Annotated in this window: 14 protein-coding genes and 1 pseudogene; 14 read left to right on the top strand and 1 reads right to left on the bottom strand. The window is 39.4% G+C overall.

Annotated features, from left to right (window positions below; translation table 11 throughout):
• Nucleotides 1-182 precede the first annotated feature (182 nt).
• The 11 genes and pseudogenes from QPK24_RS13500 (at nucleotide 183) to QPK24_RS13450 (ending at nucleotide 12,233) form a co-directional block, all read left to right on the top strand.
• A complete protein-coding gene (locus tag QPK24_RS13500) occupies nucleotides 183-1,637 on the top strand; it encodes a benzaldehyde dehydrogenase (RefSeq protein WP_285741856.1) in 1,455 nt (484 codons plus the stop codon).
• A 17-nt stretch (nucleotides 1,638-1,654) separates the two neighbouring features.
• Nucleotides 1,655-2,518 (top strand): methyl-accepting chemotaxis protein, encoded by an 864-nt coding sequence (locus QPK24_RS13495; protein WP_285741854.1) that lies wholly within the window; start codon nucleotides 1,655-1,657, stop codon nucleotides 2,516-2,518.
• Nucleotides 2,519-2,721: 203 nt separating this feature from the next.
• Entirely contained in the window at nucleotides 2,722-3,402 is a 681-nt protein-coding gene (locus QPK24_RS13490; protein WP_285741852.1) for a hypothetical protein, read from the top strand.
• Nucleotides 3,403-3,678: 276 nt separating this feature from the next.
• Nucleotides 3,679-5,748, top strand: coding sequence for a pectate lyase family protein (locus QPK24_RS13485; RefSeq protein WP_285741850.1), 2,070 nt, complete (start codon nucleotides 3,679-3,681; stop codon nucleotides 5,746-5,748).
• 232 nt (nucleotides 5,749-5,980) lie between these two features.
• Nucleotides 5,981-6,892 carry a helix-turn-helix domain-containing protein gene (locus QPK24_RS13480; protein WP_285741848.1) on the top strand — a complete coding sequence of 304 codons (912 nt, stop codon included), beginning with the start codon at nucleotides 5,981-5,983 and terminating at the stop codon, nucleotides 6,890-6,892.
• Between the two features lie 130 nt (nucleotides 6,893-7,022).
• Nucleotides 7,023-8,015 (top strand): annotated as a pseudogene (locus tag QPK24_RS13475) (aldo/keto reductase).
• A 298-nt stretch (nucleotides 8,016-8,313) separates the two neighbouring features.
• A complete protein-coding gene (locus QPK24_RS13470; protein WP_285741846.1) occupies nucleotides 8,314-8,865 on the top strand; it encodes a 2'-5' RNA ligase family protein in 552 nt (183 codons plus the stop codon).
• 546 nt (nucleotides 8,866-9,411) lie between these two features.
• Nucleotides 9,412-9,681 (top strand): hypothetical protein, encoded by a 270-nt coding sequence (locus tag QPK24_RS13465; protein WP_285741844.1) that lies wholly within the window; start codon nucleotides 9,412-9,414, stop codon nucleotides 9,679-9,681.
• A gap of 183 nt (nucleotides 9,682-9,864) precedes the next feature.
• Nucleotides 9,865-10,683, top strand: coding sequence for a class I SAM-dependent methyltransferase (locus tag QPK24_RS13460; protein ID WP_285741841.1), 819 nt, complete (start codon nucleotides 9,865-9,867; stop codon nucleotides 10,681-10,683).
• A gap of 58 nt (nucleotides 10,684-10,741) precedes the next feature.
• Nucleotides 10,742-11,140 (top strand): hypothetical protein, encoded by a 399-nt coding sequence (locus tag QPK24_RS13455; RefSeq protein WP_285741839.1) that lies wholly within the window; start codon nucleotides 10,742-10,744, stop codon nucleotides 11,138-11,140.
• Nucleotides 11,141-11,156: 16 nt separating this feature from the next.
• Entirely contained in the window at nucleotides 11,157-12,233 is a 1,077-nt protein-coding gene (locus QPK24_RS13450) for an NAD(P)H-dependent flavin oxidoreductase (protein ID WP_285741836.1), read from the top strand.
• 252 nt (nucleotides 12,234-12,485) lie between these two features.
• Here the strand turns inward: QPK24_RS13450 and QPK24_RS13445 are convergent, their stop codons facing one another.
• Nucleotides 12,486-12,653, bottom strand: a complete 168-nt coding sequence (locus QPK24_RS13445) for a transposase (RefSeq protein WP_285741834.1) — start codon at nucleotides 12,651-12,653, stop codon at nucleotides 12,486-12,488.
• A 47-nt stretch (nucleotides 12,654-12,700) separates the two neighbouring features.
• On the opposite strand from QPK24_RS13445, the gene tnpB reads away from it, so the two are divergent.
• The 3 genes from tnpB to QPK24_RS13430 all read left to right on the top strand — a co-directional run bounded on the left by tnpB (nucleotide 12,701) and on the right by QPK24_RS13430 (nucleotide 16,709).
• On the top strand, nucleotides 12,701-13,852 hold the full coding sequence (tnpB, locus tag QPK24_RS13440; RefSeq protein WP_285741832.1) for an IS200/IS605 family element RNA-guided endonuclease TnpB: 1,152 nt from the start codon (nucleotides 12,701-12,703) through the stop codon (nucleotides 13,850-13,852).
• 144 nt (nucleotides 13,853-13,996) lie between these two features.
• Nucleotides 13,997-15,499: a UDP-N-acetylmuramoyl-L-alanyl-D-glutamate--2,6-diaminopimelate ligase gene (locus tag QPK24_RS13435; protein ID WP_285741831.1), complete on the top strand. Its 1,503-nt coding sequence runs from the start codon at nucleotides 13,997-13,999 to the stop codon at nucleotides 15,497-15,499.
• A 199-nt stretch (nucleotides 15,500-15,698) separates the two neighbouring features.
• Nucleotides 15,699-16,709 carry a phosphotransferase enzyme family protein gene (locus QPK24_RS13430; RefSeq protein WP_285741829.1) on the top strand — a complete coding sequence of 337 codons (1,011 nt, stop codon included), beginning with the start codon at nucleotides 15,699-15,701 and terminating at the stop codon, nucleotides 16,707-16,709.
• Nucleotides 16,710-16,804: the final 95 nt, after the last annotated feature.

Genomic DNA, 16,804 nt, shown 5'->3' with positions numbered 1-16,804 from the left:
GAACGAGTAGTCATGATGAAGTCGCCGTTTAGGCGGCTTTTTTACTATTTATATAGCTGCTGTAAGGTTAACGAATACAATTATCAGTTTCAACTAATTTAGAAGTAAAGCTTAATAACTACGGGAGAAATGTCGATATATAAATAATACTGTCATATTAGAGTTCACATAGGAGGAAGAAAATGCAGCTTACAGACCTAGGAAAACAATTTATTAATGGGGTATGGAGAGACGGTAAGAGTGAGAAAACGTTACCAGATATCAATCCATATAATGATGAAGTTATCACTACGTTCCATATAGCGAATGTCGCTGATATTGATGATGCTTACCAAGCAGCACACCAAGCAAAACTCGAATGGGATCAGGTTAATGCATACAAGAAAAGAGATATTATAGAAAAAGCAGTTACTTACATAGAGGCAAATGAAGAAGAGATTACATCCCTGATCATTCAAGAACTGGGTGGAACTCGGATGAAAGCAGCGTTTGAGATTGGTCTAGTGAAAAATATGATTAAAGAAGCAGCTACATTCCCGCTTCGTATGGAAGGTAAGATTTTACCTTCTACAGAAGATGGTAAGGAAAACAGATTGTACAGAAGCCCCGCAGGTGTGGTGGGAGTCATTAGTCCATTTAACTTCCCATTCTTCTTGTCCATGAAATCCGTTGCACCCGCACTTGGTGCCGGTAATGGCGTAGTATTGAAGCCGCATGAAGATACCCCGATCACGGGTGGAACACTCATTGGTAAAATCTTCGAAGAAGCAGGTTTACCAAAAGGTCTGCTGAATGTAGTCGTTACCGATATTAAAGAGATTGGCGATGCATTTGTAGAACATCCAATCCCAAGAATTATTTCATTTACGGGATCGACAAAAGTCGGAAGTTATATTGGTCAACTGGCCGTTAAAAACTATAAAAAACCGCTGCTTGAACTGGGCGGAAACAGTGCTTTTATTATTTTGGAAGATGCAGATCTTGATTATGCGGTACAAGCTGCAACGTTCAGCAGATTCACGCATCAAGGTCAAATCTGTATGTGTGCAAACCGAATTGTTGTGCAAAACTCCGTATATGATGAGTTTGTAGCTAAATTCAAAGAGAAAGTCACTTCGTTAACGACAGGTGATCCGAGTGATCCGCAGACGGTAATTGGTCCGGTTATCAATCATCGTCAAGCAGAAACACTTCAAAAACTAATCGCAAAAGGTATTGAACAAGGCGCAGAACTTCTTGTAGAAGGCAAAATCACGGGCAGAATGGTAGAGCCGACCGTTCTCGTTAACGTGAAGACGGATATGGCGGTAGCTCAAGAAGAGTTGTTTGGTCCGGTAGTATGTATTATTCCTTTTGAGACCGAAGAAGAAGGCATTGCAATAGCAAACGATACACCGTTTGGACTTAGCGGAGCTATTCATACATCCAATGTTGAGCGCGGAGTAGAAATGGCGAAGAAAGTTCACACAGGCATGATTCATGTCAATGATATTACGATTAATGATGAACCAATTGTAGCATTTGGCGGAGAGAAACAATCAGGAATGGGCCGTCTAAATGGACAATGGAGCTTGGATGAATTCACTACAATGAAATGGATTTCAGTCAATTACGGACAAAGAAACTTTCCGTATTAATGGGTGGAGGAGATAGCATGAATACATCAGAAGATCACACTCAGCATGAACTGATTAGAGCTTTCGTAAAAATCGCGCCTCTGCTGAAAAGTCTAAGCAATGATGACATTACGATTGGTATTTATGATACCGAAAAGCTGATCATTAACATTCCAGGCGATACGTTCTCACTGAATGTCACTCCTGGCGACCCTTTGGTAGAAGGGGATATTGTAACAAAAGCCATTCGAAATAATACCGAGCTCTCCGATGTTGTTCCAAAAGAGTTATTTGGGTTTCCGCTTGCTGCCCGTGCGATACCACTGCATGATGAACAGGGTAATGTTATTGGCGGTGTAGGAATGGGGACTAGTCTTGAAAGAGCGAATAAGCTGTTTGAAATGGCAGAAAGTTTCTCCGCTATTGTCGAACAGACTACGGCATCTATCGAAGAAATCAGTCAATCGGTGACCCACCTTAACGATCGGGTGAATGGGATAACAAGCCAAATGGATGACGTTAGTTCCAGTGCACAGCAGATTGGTAAGATCTCTAGTGTGGTTAAGGAGATATCCGATCAGAGTAACATGTTAGGTCTTAATGCAGCTATCGAAGCGGCAAGAGCTGGAGAAGTAGGAAGAGGTTTCTCTGTCGTAGCCGACGAAATTCGTAAACTGGCAACAAGTTCCAAAGAGAATGTGAATCAGATTAATGGCATTACGAAGAGTATCCAAGAACTTCTGATGTTATTAAATCATGCTTTTTCCGATATCCATGCATTAACAGATACACAGGCTCTTACGATTCAAGAATTCTCAGCAACCATTATGGAGATTAGCAACAAAGCTGAGGAATTAGCACAAGTTGCACAAGAAACACTTTATACAAAAGAAAATAAATAGTTGTTTATGTATGAGAAGAGGAGATACAGTTTTCTGTATTTCTTCTTTTTTTTGATTTATATAACCCTTTGTAGTGTAACTTTGTGAATTTATTTGTGTTAGAGTAAAGGAACGATATGTCAGTTTTAACAAGAGTAAGCATGAGCTTGACCTGATACCTTGACCTTTAGTTAGTAAGAAATAATGCTGTTGGGGGCGGTAATATGGAAATTTTTAAAAGATACAAACGATTAATTTGGATCATCACTTTGGTTCTTTTTAGCATACTCCTCTACTTCTTAATCTTGTTTCTCAATGATCGACCAGGCGGGTTTTCAGATTATCGCACATCCAAGGCTCTAGGCATGACGAGTTCGATTAAGATTCCACTTGGCAAAACTCCTGAAGAAGCTGTCCAGAAATTTAGAGGGGATGATTCACCTAACCGAGTCATTTATCAAGAGCCTGTTGACGAGGGAGTTCTCGTATTCTTGAATCATCCCGAAGAAGAGGATACAACGAATCTTCAGGTGGAGTTTGTAAGGAAGGCAAAGCTCGGATGGAAATGGGTATGGGGTGCAGGGTTTGGTTCATCAAAATCAAATGCAGCCCTTATTTATATGAGTATGTCTGGACTAGATAAAATACCTACCCCTTTCCCGATGATCATCGGTAATGTTTTGGATCCGTCTATAAAAAGTATAACGGCTGAGACGAAAGAAAGTGGAGAGCATAAGGCTAAACTAGTAGATGTTGATTCGGAAAAGACGATCTGGTTTGTGAGTATACCTTCATCTAGTGTTCCTCCTATAGATGTGAAAGGATTTAATCAAGAAGGGAGACTTGTTGCAGAGTCAATCATAAATGATTTTAATGATAGTAATAAAATAGAACTTATACGCTGACGTGATGAAATCACTCCATAAAATCCTCACTTACATTAATAAGAGTCTAATATATATGAACTCCTTTTATAAGTTTGACAATCAGGAAGAAATGCAGATATCTGTATTTCTTCTTTTTTATTCCCTGGATACCTGCATATTAAATTCAAGTGATTAATAAACTGAGTTTAAGATAATTGGAAATATCTGTTTTATTGAATTAATAATACTTCCAGCCTATATCTGTAAGCGTTCTTATAACCGATAAAATGAATTGAATATGAGAGGAGTTAAATTATGCGTGTACGGAAAAGATTAAACAAAATGGTGATTCTGTCGCTGAGCATCATTCTTATGCTCTCTCTCGGTGTGGTCCAGCCAGTTCTAGCCAGTGAACCGTTTCAGGATACCTTTGAGGAAGGTGATTCTAACTGGATAGCCACAAGTGGGAATTGGTCCGTCGTTAGTGATCAGGGAAGTGCGGTGTATTACCAATCAAGTAATAGTGAAGGCCGAACTTCTACGGGTGATCTGGAGTGGAAAGATTATTCCGTCACAGCAGATGTGAAAATCACTGATTTCAATGGTTCTACCCGTACATATGTAGCCGGACGATACACCGATGCTAATAATTATTATGCAGCTTCACTGTTCAACAGTGCTGGCGGGAAATTGGAGATTCGTAAAAAAGTCAAAGGTTCATCAACGACATTAGCCACCAAAGTTGATTTTGAACTTAAGACAAATGAGTGGTATCACATTAAACTTGAAATGACCGGTTCAACGATAAATATGTATGTAAATGATGTTTTGGAGCTTTCCGCTACAGATACGGATTTAACGCAGGGAAGAGTGGGGCTCTTAACCTTGAAATCTGCTGCAATGTACGACAATGTGAAGATTTCAAATGTAACCTCTTCTTTACCAGAGCCTGCTCCTGGCACACCAATCGACCCACCAACGGAAACGCCTGTTGATCCACCAGTAGTTCCTCCAGTAAACACGCCAGCGGAGACGCCAGATGGTACATATGAGCTTAGTGAATACAATCTGAGCGGCTTTGCAACGGGAACTACAGGAGGAGGTCAAATTATAGACACGGATCCTCGTTATATTAAGGTATATAATGCTTCGGATCTCGCTCTAGCCTTGAAAAAAGGTTCGAAATATAAGGTCGTAGAGATCATGAATGATCTAAATCTTGGCTGGAATGAGATTCCTGATGCGGCTAAAGTATCACCATTTAGCGCACATAACTCAGCACTGACCCATCCGGTACTGAAGGAGACTGGGGTTAGTAAAGTAAACATCGATAGTTTTGATGGATTGACGATTTTTTCAGAAAGTGGAGCAACGATTAAACATGCAGCTTTTACATTTAAACGAAGTAATAACATCATCATACGTAATTTGGAATTCGATGAGTTGTGGGAGTGGGATGAAGCTTCGAAAGGGGATTATGATAAAAACGACTGGGATTACATTACCGTCGAGAACAGCAGTAATATTTGGATTGATCATACCACCTTCCATAAAGCATATGACGGACTTGTTGATATTAAAAAAGGGAGCCATGGTGTAACGATCTCTTGGTCCTCTTTTGTGGGGGATGATCAGAGTTCGAACAGCTGGGTTACTCAGCAGATCAATGCGCTTGAAGCGAATAAAACGGCTTATCCGATGTACGCTTTTTTGAGAAGCAGTTCTGTTGGAATGAGCAAAGAACAGATTATCGCGGTCGCAGCAAGTCAGAAGAAAGGGCATCTCATTGGGGCTAACGAGTTTGCTACAGATAATCCAGATCTAGAAGTCACCTTGCATCACAATTATTATAAAGATATTCAGGACCGTATGCCTCGTCTACGAGGAGGTAACGTGCATGCATATAACATTGTCATGGATAATGCGGAAGCTTGGACGATTAAGAACAGCATTACATCGGATATGGCTAAGGCCATTTCAGCGAAAGGATACCATTTTGGAATCACTAGTAATGGTGCCATCTCAACTGAAAATGGTTCCGTGTTACTAGAAAAATCCGTTATTCGCGGCGTTCAGTATCCAATTCGTAACAATCAGGTGAGTGCGACTCAAAGTAAATATACAGGTAAAATTGCGGCTTTAGACACAATCTATGAGCTGAGTGAAGTTCATTTCAGAGGTGGAAGCGAGGATGCTGATAGCCCACTCTCACCAGTTCCAGCAGCGATCATTCCTTTTTCTTGGAATGGTTTTAGTGTTTTGCCGTACAGTTACACAGCAGAAGATCCTGCGGGACTTCAGGCGAGATTAACGGCTGTAGATGGTGCAGGAGCAGGTAAGTTATCCTTGACAACGGCACAATGGCTATCAACAAACTATAATTGAAAGTGAATTATTGAATATTAGATCCTGATTAGAGGGCTGTTCTTCATGTAGATTTTCTACAGAGGAACAGTTCTTTTTTTACAGATGTGGAACATGGTTAACAGCTGAGCTAAATAAACAAATAATTTGAGCTTAATAGTTAAGTATCTATTCCTTATTCTTGGTATTCTATAGGTAAAAGATAAGAGATAAGAGATAAGAGATAAGAGATAAAAAAGGCGGGACTCTGCAAATGTCTATAAAAGTTAGAAAGGCAATTAAAGCACCACAAGAAATGGAAAAAGCACCTGATAAAAAAGGAAGCTTACATCAGAACGGGTTAACCGTTATTACTTTCTGCTTGCATACGCAAGGTAAAAAGGGTGCCTTCTTTCTAAAGGATCATCTATTGCTGTTCGTAAAGTCAGGTATTTATACGGTACATTTTAATAAAAGGGAATACACTGTTCGGAGCAATGAGATGATATTTATTCCTAAGTCGACTCTAATTGAGTACGATAAATCGGGGGAATTCGGTTTAGATTACACGCTCGATTACATGATGTTTTTCCTGAATGAACAGCTGCTGGAGGATTTTGTCCAATTTGCTGATGTGAAACTTATTTCCCCGGTAGACGATTATACTCCCGTATCCATCATGCCTGTTAATGAACTTACTCAATCCTATTTTGCCTCGTTACAGCCTTATCTTAAAAAGCCTGAGAATGTCAGTGATGGACTGGTTAAGGTGAAAATGATGGAATTGTTATTTCATCTCGCCGATTCAAATGAACGTTTTCTAAATCAGTTATTACAATCGAACCATCATAAAAATGATAATATTGGCAGAATGATGGAGGAGAATTTCAAGAATCCCGTTTCACTTCATGATTTGGCTTATATGTCAGGCAGAAGTCTGTCGACGTTTAAAAGAGAGTTTCAGGCAACGTTTCATACTTCCCCTTTGAAGTGGATTCGGAACCGCAGGCTCGATGAAGCAAAGAAGATGTTGTTAGTAACGACGCTTTCCGTCACAGATATATGCTACACGATTGGGTTTGAAAATATCGCCCACTTCTCCAAAGTGTTTAAGCTGCGGTTTGGACTCTCGCCTTCGGAATATCGAAAACAATTCACACAAGATGAGCTGAATGGACAAGCATAATGAGCTTATCAGCAAAGAATTCCATTTCCATTATTGGTATGCTTTTCTCATGCAATACATTAAAGTAGCTTGTTCATACAGGAAATGAAAGTATGGACTCGTGTGTCTACAAGGAGAGGGGTTAATTAATATGGAATATAGTAAACTTGGGTATACCGGATTGGATGTTTCTCGGCTTTGTCTCGGTTGTATGGGATTTGGAGAAGTAGGGTCAGGTTCTCACAAATGGATACTTAATGAAGAAAACAGTCGTCCCATAATCAAGAAAGCGCTGGAGGTTGGGATCAACTTTTTTGATACAGCCAACGTATATGCAGAGGGAACAAGCGAGGAAATCGTTGGCAGAGCCCTCAAAGATTACGCAAATCGGGATGAAATTGTTCTTGCAACAAAAGTTTTTTCACGAATGCATGAAGGTCCTAACGGCGCGGGTCTTTCTCGAAAGGCGATTATGAGTGAAATTGACAAGAGTCTCAAACGACTCGGAACTGACTATGTAGATCTATACCAAATCCACCGATGGGATTACAATACGCCGATTGAAGAAACGATGGAAGCGCTACATGATGTGGTGAAGGCTGGTAAGGCAAGATATATTGGAGCTTCTGTAATGCACGCTTGACAGTTTCAAAAGGCCTTACATGTTGCGGAGAAAAATGGATGGACCCGATTTGTATCGATGCAAAACCACTACAATCTGATCTACCGAGAAGAGGAAAGGGAGATGATGCCGCTGTGTAAGGAAGAAAAAATCGGTGTCATTCCCTTTAGCCCGCTTGCCTCAGGCCGACTGACTCGTGATTGGCAGGAAACGACACAGCGTTCTGAAACTGATCAAGTGCAAAAAGTGAAGTACGATGCGACTGCGGAAGTCGACCGGGTAATTATCGATCAAGTCGCAGCCATTGCACAAAAACATGATGTTCCCCGTGCTCAAATTGCACTTGCCTGGTTGCTGCAGAAAGAACCGGTTACAGCTCCCATTATCGGTGCTACGAAAATATCACATCTGGAAGATGCAGTTTCTGCTCTTTCGATTACGTTATCCTGTGAAGAAATAGCATTACTTGAAGACTTCTATGTACCTCACCCAGTATACAATGCTAATGCAGGATTTAAATAATGGAATCACGGTAACTGGTACGGACCAATAAAAGCGATAAGCCGGCCACTTCGCTGGTTATCTTATCGCTGGTTCGTGCAATTATATATTCTTCGTACCCCTAACTGAAAGAATACTTAACAAAACAACCTTTAACAAAACATCCTTATAAAAGTACATTTATCTCTATTCCTTTACATCCGCATATTTCATTAATATTTTGAATTAATTCGTTAGAGTAGAAGAAATAAAAAATAATAGCAAATAAAGTTTAGCCGATCTCATACAGAACAGTTTTTTTAAAGGAGTAATTATAAAAATGAACTATTTCATTGGAATTACCCCTCCAGATGATTACAAAGAAAAAATAGTTGCATTTCGTAATCGTTGGTCCAGTAATCGTCTTAATGATGTAGCGGAGCCTCACATTACTGTAAAAGCACAAGGCGGCCTTACCGTAGATCTACATTGGTTAGAAAATGTAAGACAAACATGCGCTGTAATTCCAAATTTTCAATTAACATTTTCAGATCCGGGTACATTCGGAAGCGTTGTCACCTTTCTAAATGTGGAAACAAACAATATAATCGATCTACACAAAAAATTGGTAAAGGCAATTTCTCCATCACAAGAACTTCTAGATCGTTACTTTGAAATGGATAAATATCATCCCCATTTGACCTTGGGGCAAACCTATTGGGGTCTGAGCGAAACGGAACTAGATGAAATGAAGAGCTTAACAGTTAACGAATTAGCCCCATTTCCAACCTTTGATGTCATTTTTGTACGCGTATATAAAGAAGTTGAATCCGATAGATATGTACCATTTGAAGATATTCCACTAAGAACTAACAAAATTAAAAACAGTTAAAAACAACATTCGCTCAAATTGTGATTATGGGATTTGTAATTTGAATATAGAAAGGAGGAGGTGTTTTTTTGGTCCCCTTCCTAATGTCGTTTTTTATTGTGGTAGGAATCATTCAATTGGTTAATCTAATGTTTTTTCCGGTAGATCAAAGGGTCGTGGATGAAGCAAGAGAGGAAAACGTGCCGCAAAGAAAAATTTTGGATATAACATTGCTTATCATTTTGTTGTTACTTTCAATAGTAGTGATGATGTTAATAGATGATTCAAGATATTCTTTCTTGTTCTTTATTTTCATGGGTTTAACCTATGGATATATAGGATTTAGAGATTGGAAGTGGAGTAAAAGATCGGGTGAGTATAAACGTTATTTTTTGTTGTTTTTAATCTGTGTTATATATACATGTTTAGCGTTTGTAATCTTTCGTTAAAAAAGACAGGTAGTAACGAAAAATGTCTCAAGAGATATTTCAAACAAATATATGTAAGAAGAATCTTGGGGTAAGCTTGTATGGTTGAATGCTTAGTCTCGATTAAGAGGAGGTCATAATGATTAATTTTGGGTTACTGCTATTAACCGTGTTAATTCTAATTGTTACTGTCATCTTTCACGCAGGGTTATTATTGGATTTTATCAGACCAAGTGTTCTTCAAATTCAACTTCTCGGTGTTCATTTAACGTTGTTTGGGATCATTGTCGTAGTCGCTTTTGAAAGTTCTTCAATCTACGGATTTATCATTGGATTCATGGGACTGATCACAGGCATGTTTGGCTCTTTTAGAGAACCCCCAACCGCTAAGATGGGTGATAAACAGTAAATAAACAGCGAATAAACAGCAACTGTTTTTTGCTATCGAATTGAGGCTCATTGAGTCTCTTTTTCTGTTTTATTAAGAAATTATTTCAGTTGTAGATTAAGAAGTCATTGTTTAATGTGGTAATATATGTTTATTGTGTAAGTTATGTCGCTTTCAAATAAAGATACGGGGGTTGATGGGAATATGAAAACTTCAGATTCGACATATGACTTCAGTAAAACAAGTCTAGGTATGGAAGCAGAGCTGAACCGCCTGAAAGCTCAAGCTTTAATGGGATGGGAGAAAGAATGTAGATATTTGCAGTGGTATGGTTTGTCAGACGGAATGAACGTGCTGGAAGCAGGATGCGGACCTGGATATGTGACAGAACAGCTTATCAAGAATTTCCCTAATAGTGAAATAACGGCTCTGGATTTTGATTCTGCTTTACTGCAAAAAGCGGAGGAGAATCATAACTCTTCGAAAGTGAAGTACATTCAAGCCTCCATCTACGATACGAAGCTTCCTGATGATCATTATGACTTTGTGATTGCTCGTCTTCTTTTCCTTCATTTGTATGACCCCTTAAAAGCTGCACTAGAAATCTTTCGAGTGTTAAAACCTGGTGGTAAAGTAGCGATTATTGATATAGATGATGGAATTTTTGGAGTTGTAGAACCTACTATAGAATCCTTCCGTTCCGTTCTTGATAAATTAATAGCGATGCAGCGAAATGCTGGCGGTAATCGAGAAATTGGGCGGAGTCTTCCCAGATTACTGAAACAAGCAGGGTTTTCTACTATTGATATGGAAGCTGTTTCTGTACATAGCGATTTAGTTGGTTTAGAGGGTTTCCAGGAGCAATTAAATCCGAATAGATTTGAGCAATTTTATAGACTAGGCATCTTATCTGATCAAGATTTTCAGAATATAGTAAAAGCGCATGATAATTTACTGCATAACCCAGATTCTTATGCCATGATGATCTTTCATATCGTATGTGGAACGAAATCTTTTCAGTAAAATGAAGAAGAGACGGCTGAGAGGTTAGCTGGAGTCCATCTCTGAAGAGGTGAAATTTGTGTTTTCTAAACAAGAAAATTTGCGTATTTTGGCCTCATGTTTGAGCGTATTATTTCTCGCTTTCTTTGCTACCTTCACTGTATTCTTTATGGATAGTAAGCAAGAGGATGCTCTTTCATTTACGTTATCAATGGACGAATATGCTCCGTTTATTCTATTTGTTACGTTATTTGCGGTGTATCCAATTCTCGTTGTTGCATTTACAACCCCTTTTGTAATTCTAAAGCATTATAACGTAAGTATTTGGATGCGCGTTTTGGTATACATCATTGCTGGGGCAATCATTATGTTGATTCCTACCTTTTTAGATAGTTATGAATTTATTTCTATACTGGTCGCATTACTCTTTGGTTTGTTCGACTTTATATGGTCAAGAAAAGACACATCAATAGACTGAGCGAGGGACGATGACTATGGCTATTCAACTTGATAATAATTTGTGTAACATTCTTAACATTCGTTATCCTATCGTACTTGCTGGAATGGCGGGGATAGCGAATATGGCGAACCTAGTATCCGCAGTTTCTAATGCAGGCGGGCTTGGGACCCTTGGTGCAGGATACATGACTCCTGAAGAAATGAGAAATGCGATTAAGAAAATAAAGCAGCAAACACAGGCCCCTTTTTCTGTGAATCTTTTCTTACATGAGGTTCCAGACCCTTCTAAAGATGTGGAAAGAGTGCAGTTTGAGCTTAACAAAATACGAGGTCGTATTGGAGCCCCCATACCATCTACTAAAAATATGAACACACCCGATTATTTCGATGAGCAACTTACTGTTTTATTAGAGGAAAGCGTTCCTATCATCAGCACTACGTTTTCCGTTCTTCCTAAAGCCCGAATGCAGCACGTGAAATCAGCAGGTATGAAGGTAATGACCACAGTAACAACGGTAGAAGAAGCGATCCAAGCGGAACAAAGCGGCAGTGACGTAATTGTGGCGCAGGGCAGTGAAGCAGGAGGACACCGCGGGACGTTTCATCTCAATAATCATCCTTCTGGGGCAAATGTTGGAACAATGGCACTTATACCACAGATGGTGGACGTAGTTCAAATTCCAGTCGTTGCTGCAGGAGGAATTATGGATGGAAGAGGGCTTGTCGCCGCATTAGCTTTAGGAGCCCAAGGAGTCCAAATGGGAACCCGATTCTTAACCTCTTCTGAGTCAGGTGCTAATCCTGTTTATAAAAATGCGCTGCTTGAAAGTACAGAGGAAAGCACGGTTATTACCAAAGCATTCTCCGGAAGACCAGCCAGGGGGATAAAGAATGAATTCATAAAGCAATTTGAGGCTAGCGATGTTGAACCACTTCCTTATCCTATACAAAATACACTCACTAGAGATATTAGAAATACTTCTGCTCGTCTTCATAACCCTGAGTATATGTCGTTATGGGCAGGACAAGGAACTAGAATGTTAACAGCTGATCAGTCTGCAGGTGAAATCGTCAATCAGATGGTACGAGAAGCTTGTGCAATTATTGAATAGGTTACGCGCTAATCAAGCTGGGACTTTCTTTCTACTAAATTCAGTTCAGTATTGAAACTCATATGTTTCAATTAGAGAGGAGAGCCTGCCTAAGTGAGTACTCCTGTCTTTCTACTCATTTAGTGAGTTCACGAATATATTTAGTGCGAGTTCACATCAAAGCCTTTTTAATTTTTCATTAGCCATGCTACTTTTTTTTATATATGAAAGGCGTAAAACCCCTATACCTTTAGGTTGAGGGATGTAAGCCTTTTAACTACCTTGTGTTTGAATGTACCTTTGTATAATTTCCTTGCTAACATTTCCAATGCTACAAGCAAAATATCCATCGCTCCAAAATGTACGTTCTTTCCAAAAATGCTGAGAAAGATAATTGTTATGCTTTTTCCATATTCGATATGTTGTGAGCTGTTTTAGCAACTTAACGATTTGGAGGACGCTCCATTTGGGAGAGGAGGTGAGAAACAATGTTGGTCAATAAAGCATACAAATTTCGTATCTATCCAAACAAAAACCAAGAAATCTTAATTGCAAAAACAATCGGATGTTCACGTTTTGTATTCAATCGCTTTTTAGCAAAATGGAACGAAGCTTACAGGGAAACAGGCAAAGGATTAAATTACAATACATGTTCTTCTCAATTAACAGAACTAAAGAAAGAATTGGTTTGGATAAGGGAAGTTGACAGTATCGCCATGCAATCATCACTTAAAAGCCTTGCTGACTCATATACTCGATTCTTTAAGAAACAAAATCAAGCACCTCGATTTAAGTCTAAAAAGAATAAAGTTCAGTCCTATACAACTAAGCATACGAACGGCAATATTGGCATTGTCGAAAACAAAATCAAATTACCTAAACTTGGTTTTGTTCGCTTTGCCAAAAGTCGTGAGGTTGAAGGACGTATTCTTAACGCTACAATTAGACGTAATCCAAGTGGTAAGTATTTTGTATCTATCCTTGTTGAGATAGAAGTGCATCCATTAGAAAAAACAGGCTCTTCTGTTGGGATTGATGTTGGATTAAAAGATTTTGCAATCCTTTCAACTGGAAGAGTATTTGGTAATCCTAAATGGTTTCGTAAACTAGAAAAAAAATTAGCTGATGCACAACGAGTTCTTTCTAGACGACAAGAATTAGCACTTAAACGAAAATGTAAAGTGGATGAAGCAAAAAATTATCAAAAGCAAAAACGCAAAGTAGCACTTATGCATGAAAAAATAAAGAAAGCGAGAATAGACTACTTACAAAAAGTCTCTACTGAAATCATCAAAAATCACGATGTCATTGGTATTGAAGATTTGCAAGTGGTAAACATGCTAAAAAATCATAATTTAGCTAAAGCGATTAGTGAAGCATCGTGGTCACAGTTCAGAACAATGTTGGAGTACAAGGCAAAATGGTATGGCAAACAATTAGTTGTTGTGTCTAAAACATTCGCTAGTTCTCAATTGTGTTCGTGTTGCGGCTATAAAAACAAAGACGTTAAGAATCTCAATCTTCGTATATGGGAATGCCCTTCTTGTGGCACTTACCACGATAGAGATATTAACGCAGGACAAAATCTGAAAAATGAAGCGACAAGGCTTCTAACCATAGGAACTATGGGGATAGCTTAGTAAATTAAGGTTCGTTAGAGTCTTTTACCTAAGAATCCACTATGGCTTCAGCCTAGTGGTAGTTCAAAGTATGATCGACTGGATTCTAATGCTCATCATTCATCTGTACAATAAGTTAAAAGCTAAATTGTAGGGGGAGTAACCTTGAAGTTACAAGAACTCATCAATCAGCTTCACGTGAAACACATAAATGGGGATACAAATGTGGAAGTATCAGGGGTCAGCATCCATTCGCAAACTCTGAAGCCAGGGGACATTTTTGTTTGTATACCTGGTGTAAATGGACTTCAGGAGGATCGACATCTGTTTATTGATAAAGCGGTGGAAGCGGGGGCTGCTGCTGTCATTGTCGAACGGGATGTGAAAGTAAGTGTTCCAACGGTACAAGTATCCGATGCAAGGTATGCTCTGGCGGTTACAGCGAATCATTTTTACGGTTATCCAAGTACGGAGCTGAAATTGATTGGAATTACAGGAACCAACGGAAAAACGACAACGAGTTATATGCTGGAATCGATTCTCACGGAAGCAGGGTACCGAACAGGACTGATGGGGAATATCGGAACAAAAATAGGGTCTGAATGGTTTGAAACAGATATAAACACGCAGGAACCGAATCGTTTACAATATAATCTTCGCAAAATGAGAGATCAGTCCGTCGATTTTTGTGTCATGGAAGTTTCATCACAAGGTTTACATATGGGACGTGTTTTGGGGTGTGATTTTAGAACCGCTGTACTTACCAATGTCTCGCAGGATCACTTGGATTATCACGGAACGATGGAAGAATACATGGCTGCTAAAGGATTGTTATTCTCACGAATGGGGAACTCTTTTTCAGCAGACCCTCTAAAGAAGAAATATGCAATACTGAATGAAGATGAGGAATCGAGTCATTATTTTAGAGGAGTGACACCGGCACAAGTTGTTACGTACGGAATAGAGAGCCACGCCGATGTGATGGCAGAAGACATTCAGCTTACTTCAAAAGGTACAAAGTTCACCGTCAGAACATCTATAGGCACGGAGATTATGGAACTTAATCTAGTTGGAAAATTTAATGTATATAACGCACTTGCAGCCATCAGCTCGGCAATAGTTGAGGGGATATCACTAGAAAACATAAAACGCGGGTTATTATCACTGCAAAGTGTTGCTGGGCGAATGGAAATTATTCATGCCGGTCAAGATTTTCTTGTACTGGTTGATTATGCTCATACACCGGATGGTCTTGAAAATGCCCTTACCACATTACGCGAATTTGCTGATCGCAAGATCATAACTGTATTTGGTTGCGGTGGAGACCGGGATAAAAAGAAACGCCCCATCATGGGTAAGCTGGCAGCGAAATATAGCGACGTGGTTATCCTGACATCCGATAATCCACGTTCTGAAGATCCTGATCAGATTCTGCTTGATATTGAACAAGGGGTGCTGGACTGTGGTGACTTCACAGGTCAATACGAACTCATCACGGATCGAAAATTAGCAATTGAGCGAGCAATCAGCTTAGTGAGGCCAGGCGATATTATATTGATTGCAGGAAAAGGCCATGAAACTTACCAAATTGTAAAAGATCACACGATACACTTTGATGATCGGAAAGAGGCAAAAGAAGCGATCTTTCGAATGAAATTCAAGCACTAAGTTACTAACGTTGAGATTGGCGAAGTACCGTTTTAAAAGTCCTTTATATAGAAGAGGTCGCCAGTTGGCGGCTTTTTTCGATTAAGGAACAATCGTTCATTCTTAGTAAAAATCAGCTTAAAAAATTAATTATCTCTCTAAGCTTTGTACGGGCCAATTATAATAACCTAAAGATATCTTCAGATAAAGGAGCACGATGATGGCTAAGGGATTTCAGATGGATACCGAGATCAATCGGAAAGATACGCTAAAACAAACCAAGCAAGCTGCTCTCTATGCACTACAAAAATACGAGATTAACTGGAATTCAATTCACTTCATCCAAATATCGGAGCATGTCACTTTTCGAATTGCTGCTGACCAGGGGGAATCGTTTTTACTCCGTATTCATTCGGCAGGCAAAAATCCGAAAGAGATCAGCTCTGAACTAGAATGGACTACAGCGATGAAAAGTAAGGGCATAACTCTGCCTGTTGCCATGCGGAATAGGGAGGGCTCTTTAGTTACCACTGCATACACAGATGACGGAAAGCAGTACTATGCCACTTTATTAACTTGGGTCGAAGGTGAGCGTGTAGAGAAGGGGGAGCATACAGAAGAGACGATACAAAAGATGGGGGAATTGATGGCACATCTTCACGAAGCAAGCACTGATTTTAGCCCATCCACTGACTTTTCACGTCCTTCTTGGGGTATCCATACTTTTGAGAGAGATTGGGCTCATCTAGAACTCAATCACAGGCATTTTATATCAGATGAAGCAATAGAGTTGTATTCACTGGCTGCTCAGAAAGTGAAAGAACGACTTAAAACACTTACAAGTAACGAACATGACTATGGGATGATTCATGCTGACTTACATAATGGTAACATCGTGTTCTTAGAAGGTGAACCTTATCCAATTGATTTTGGCAGGTGCGGGTTCGGTTATCACTTATACGATATAGCTCAGTCCATTCTTGGACTATTCCCTCCGCAACGAGTTCTTTTTATGAAAGGGTATGAGAGAATTAGACAATTGGAAAATGAATACATACCGAAGCTGGAAGCTTTCTTCATTATGGCACTCATTGAAGCATATAGTTTTCACGCGAAGAATTCTGCCGAGTGGGATGGGTTAATTGAAGAACAACCTTATGCGGAAGCCATATTAAAAGCTTATATAAGCGGTTCATCATTTTTATTCGTACCACTGGAGATTTCTAGCTAGCAGCTTTTAACTAAACAGAGGCAATATCGCGGCTAACCTTAACTATAAAATAATATCTTTCATTTTAGCGCACCCATTGTAAACAAAGATACACC

Source organism: Paenibacillus polygoni, from assembly GCF_030263935.1.
Classification (GTDB): Bacteria; Bacillota; Bacilli; order Paenibacillales; family Paenibacillaceae; genus Paenibacillus; species Paenibacillus polygoni.
This window is presented reverse-complemented; position numbering and strand designations above follow the sequence as displayed.

Coding starts and splice junctions, on each gene's coding strand:
- QPK24_RS13500 (WP_285741856.1), top strand. CDS start 183: ATGCAGCTTACAGACCTAGGAAAACAATTTATTAATGGGGTATGGAGA.
- QPK24_RS13495 (WP_285741854.1), top strand. CDS start 1,655: ATGAATACATCAGAAGATCACACTCAGCATGAACTGATTAGAGCTTTC.
- QPK24_RS13490 (WP_285741852.1), top strand. CDS start 2,722: ATGGAAATTTTTAAAAGATACAAACGATTAATTTGGATCATCACTTTG.
- QPK24_RS13485 (WP_285741850.1), top strand. CDS start 3,679: ATGCGTGTACGGAAAAGATTAAACAAAATGGTGATTCTGTCGCTGAGC.
- QPK24_RS13480 (WP_285741848.1), top strand. CDS start 5,981: ATGTCTATAAAAGTTAGAAAGGCAATTAAAGCACCACAAGAAATGGAA.
- QPK24_RS13470 (WP_285741846.1), top strand. CDS start 8,314: ATGAACTATTTCATTGGAATTACCCCTCCAGATGATTACAAAGAAAAA.
- QPK24_RS13465 (WP_285741844.1), top strand. CDS start 9,412: ATGATTAATTTTGGGTTACTGCTATTAACCGTGTTAATTCTAATTGTT.
- QPK24_RS13460 (WP_285741841.1), top strand. CDS start 9,865: ATGAAAACTTCAGATTCGACATATGACTTCAGTAAAACAAGTCTAGGT.
- QPK24_RS13450 (WP_285741836.1), top strand. CDS start 11,157: ATGGCTATTCAACTTGATAATAATTTGTGTAACATTCTTAACATTCGT.
- tnpB (WP_285741832.1), top strand. CDS start 12,701: ATGTTGGTCAATAAAGCATACAAATTTCGTATCTATCCAAACAAAAAC.
- QPK24_RS13430 (WP_285741829.1), top strand. CDS start 15,699: ATGGCTAAGGGATTTCAGATGGATACCGAGATCAATCGGAAAGATACG.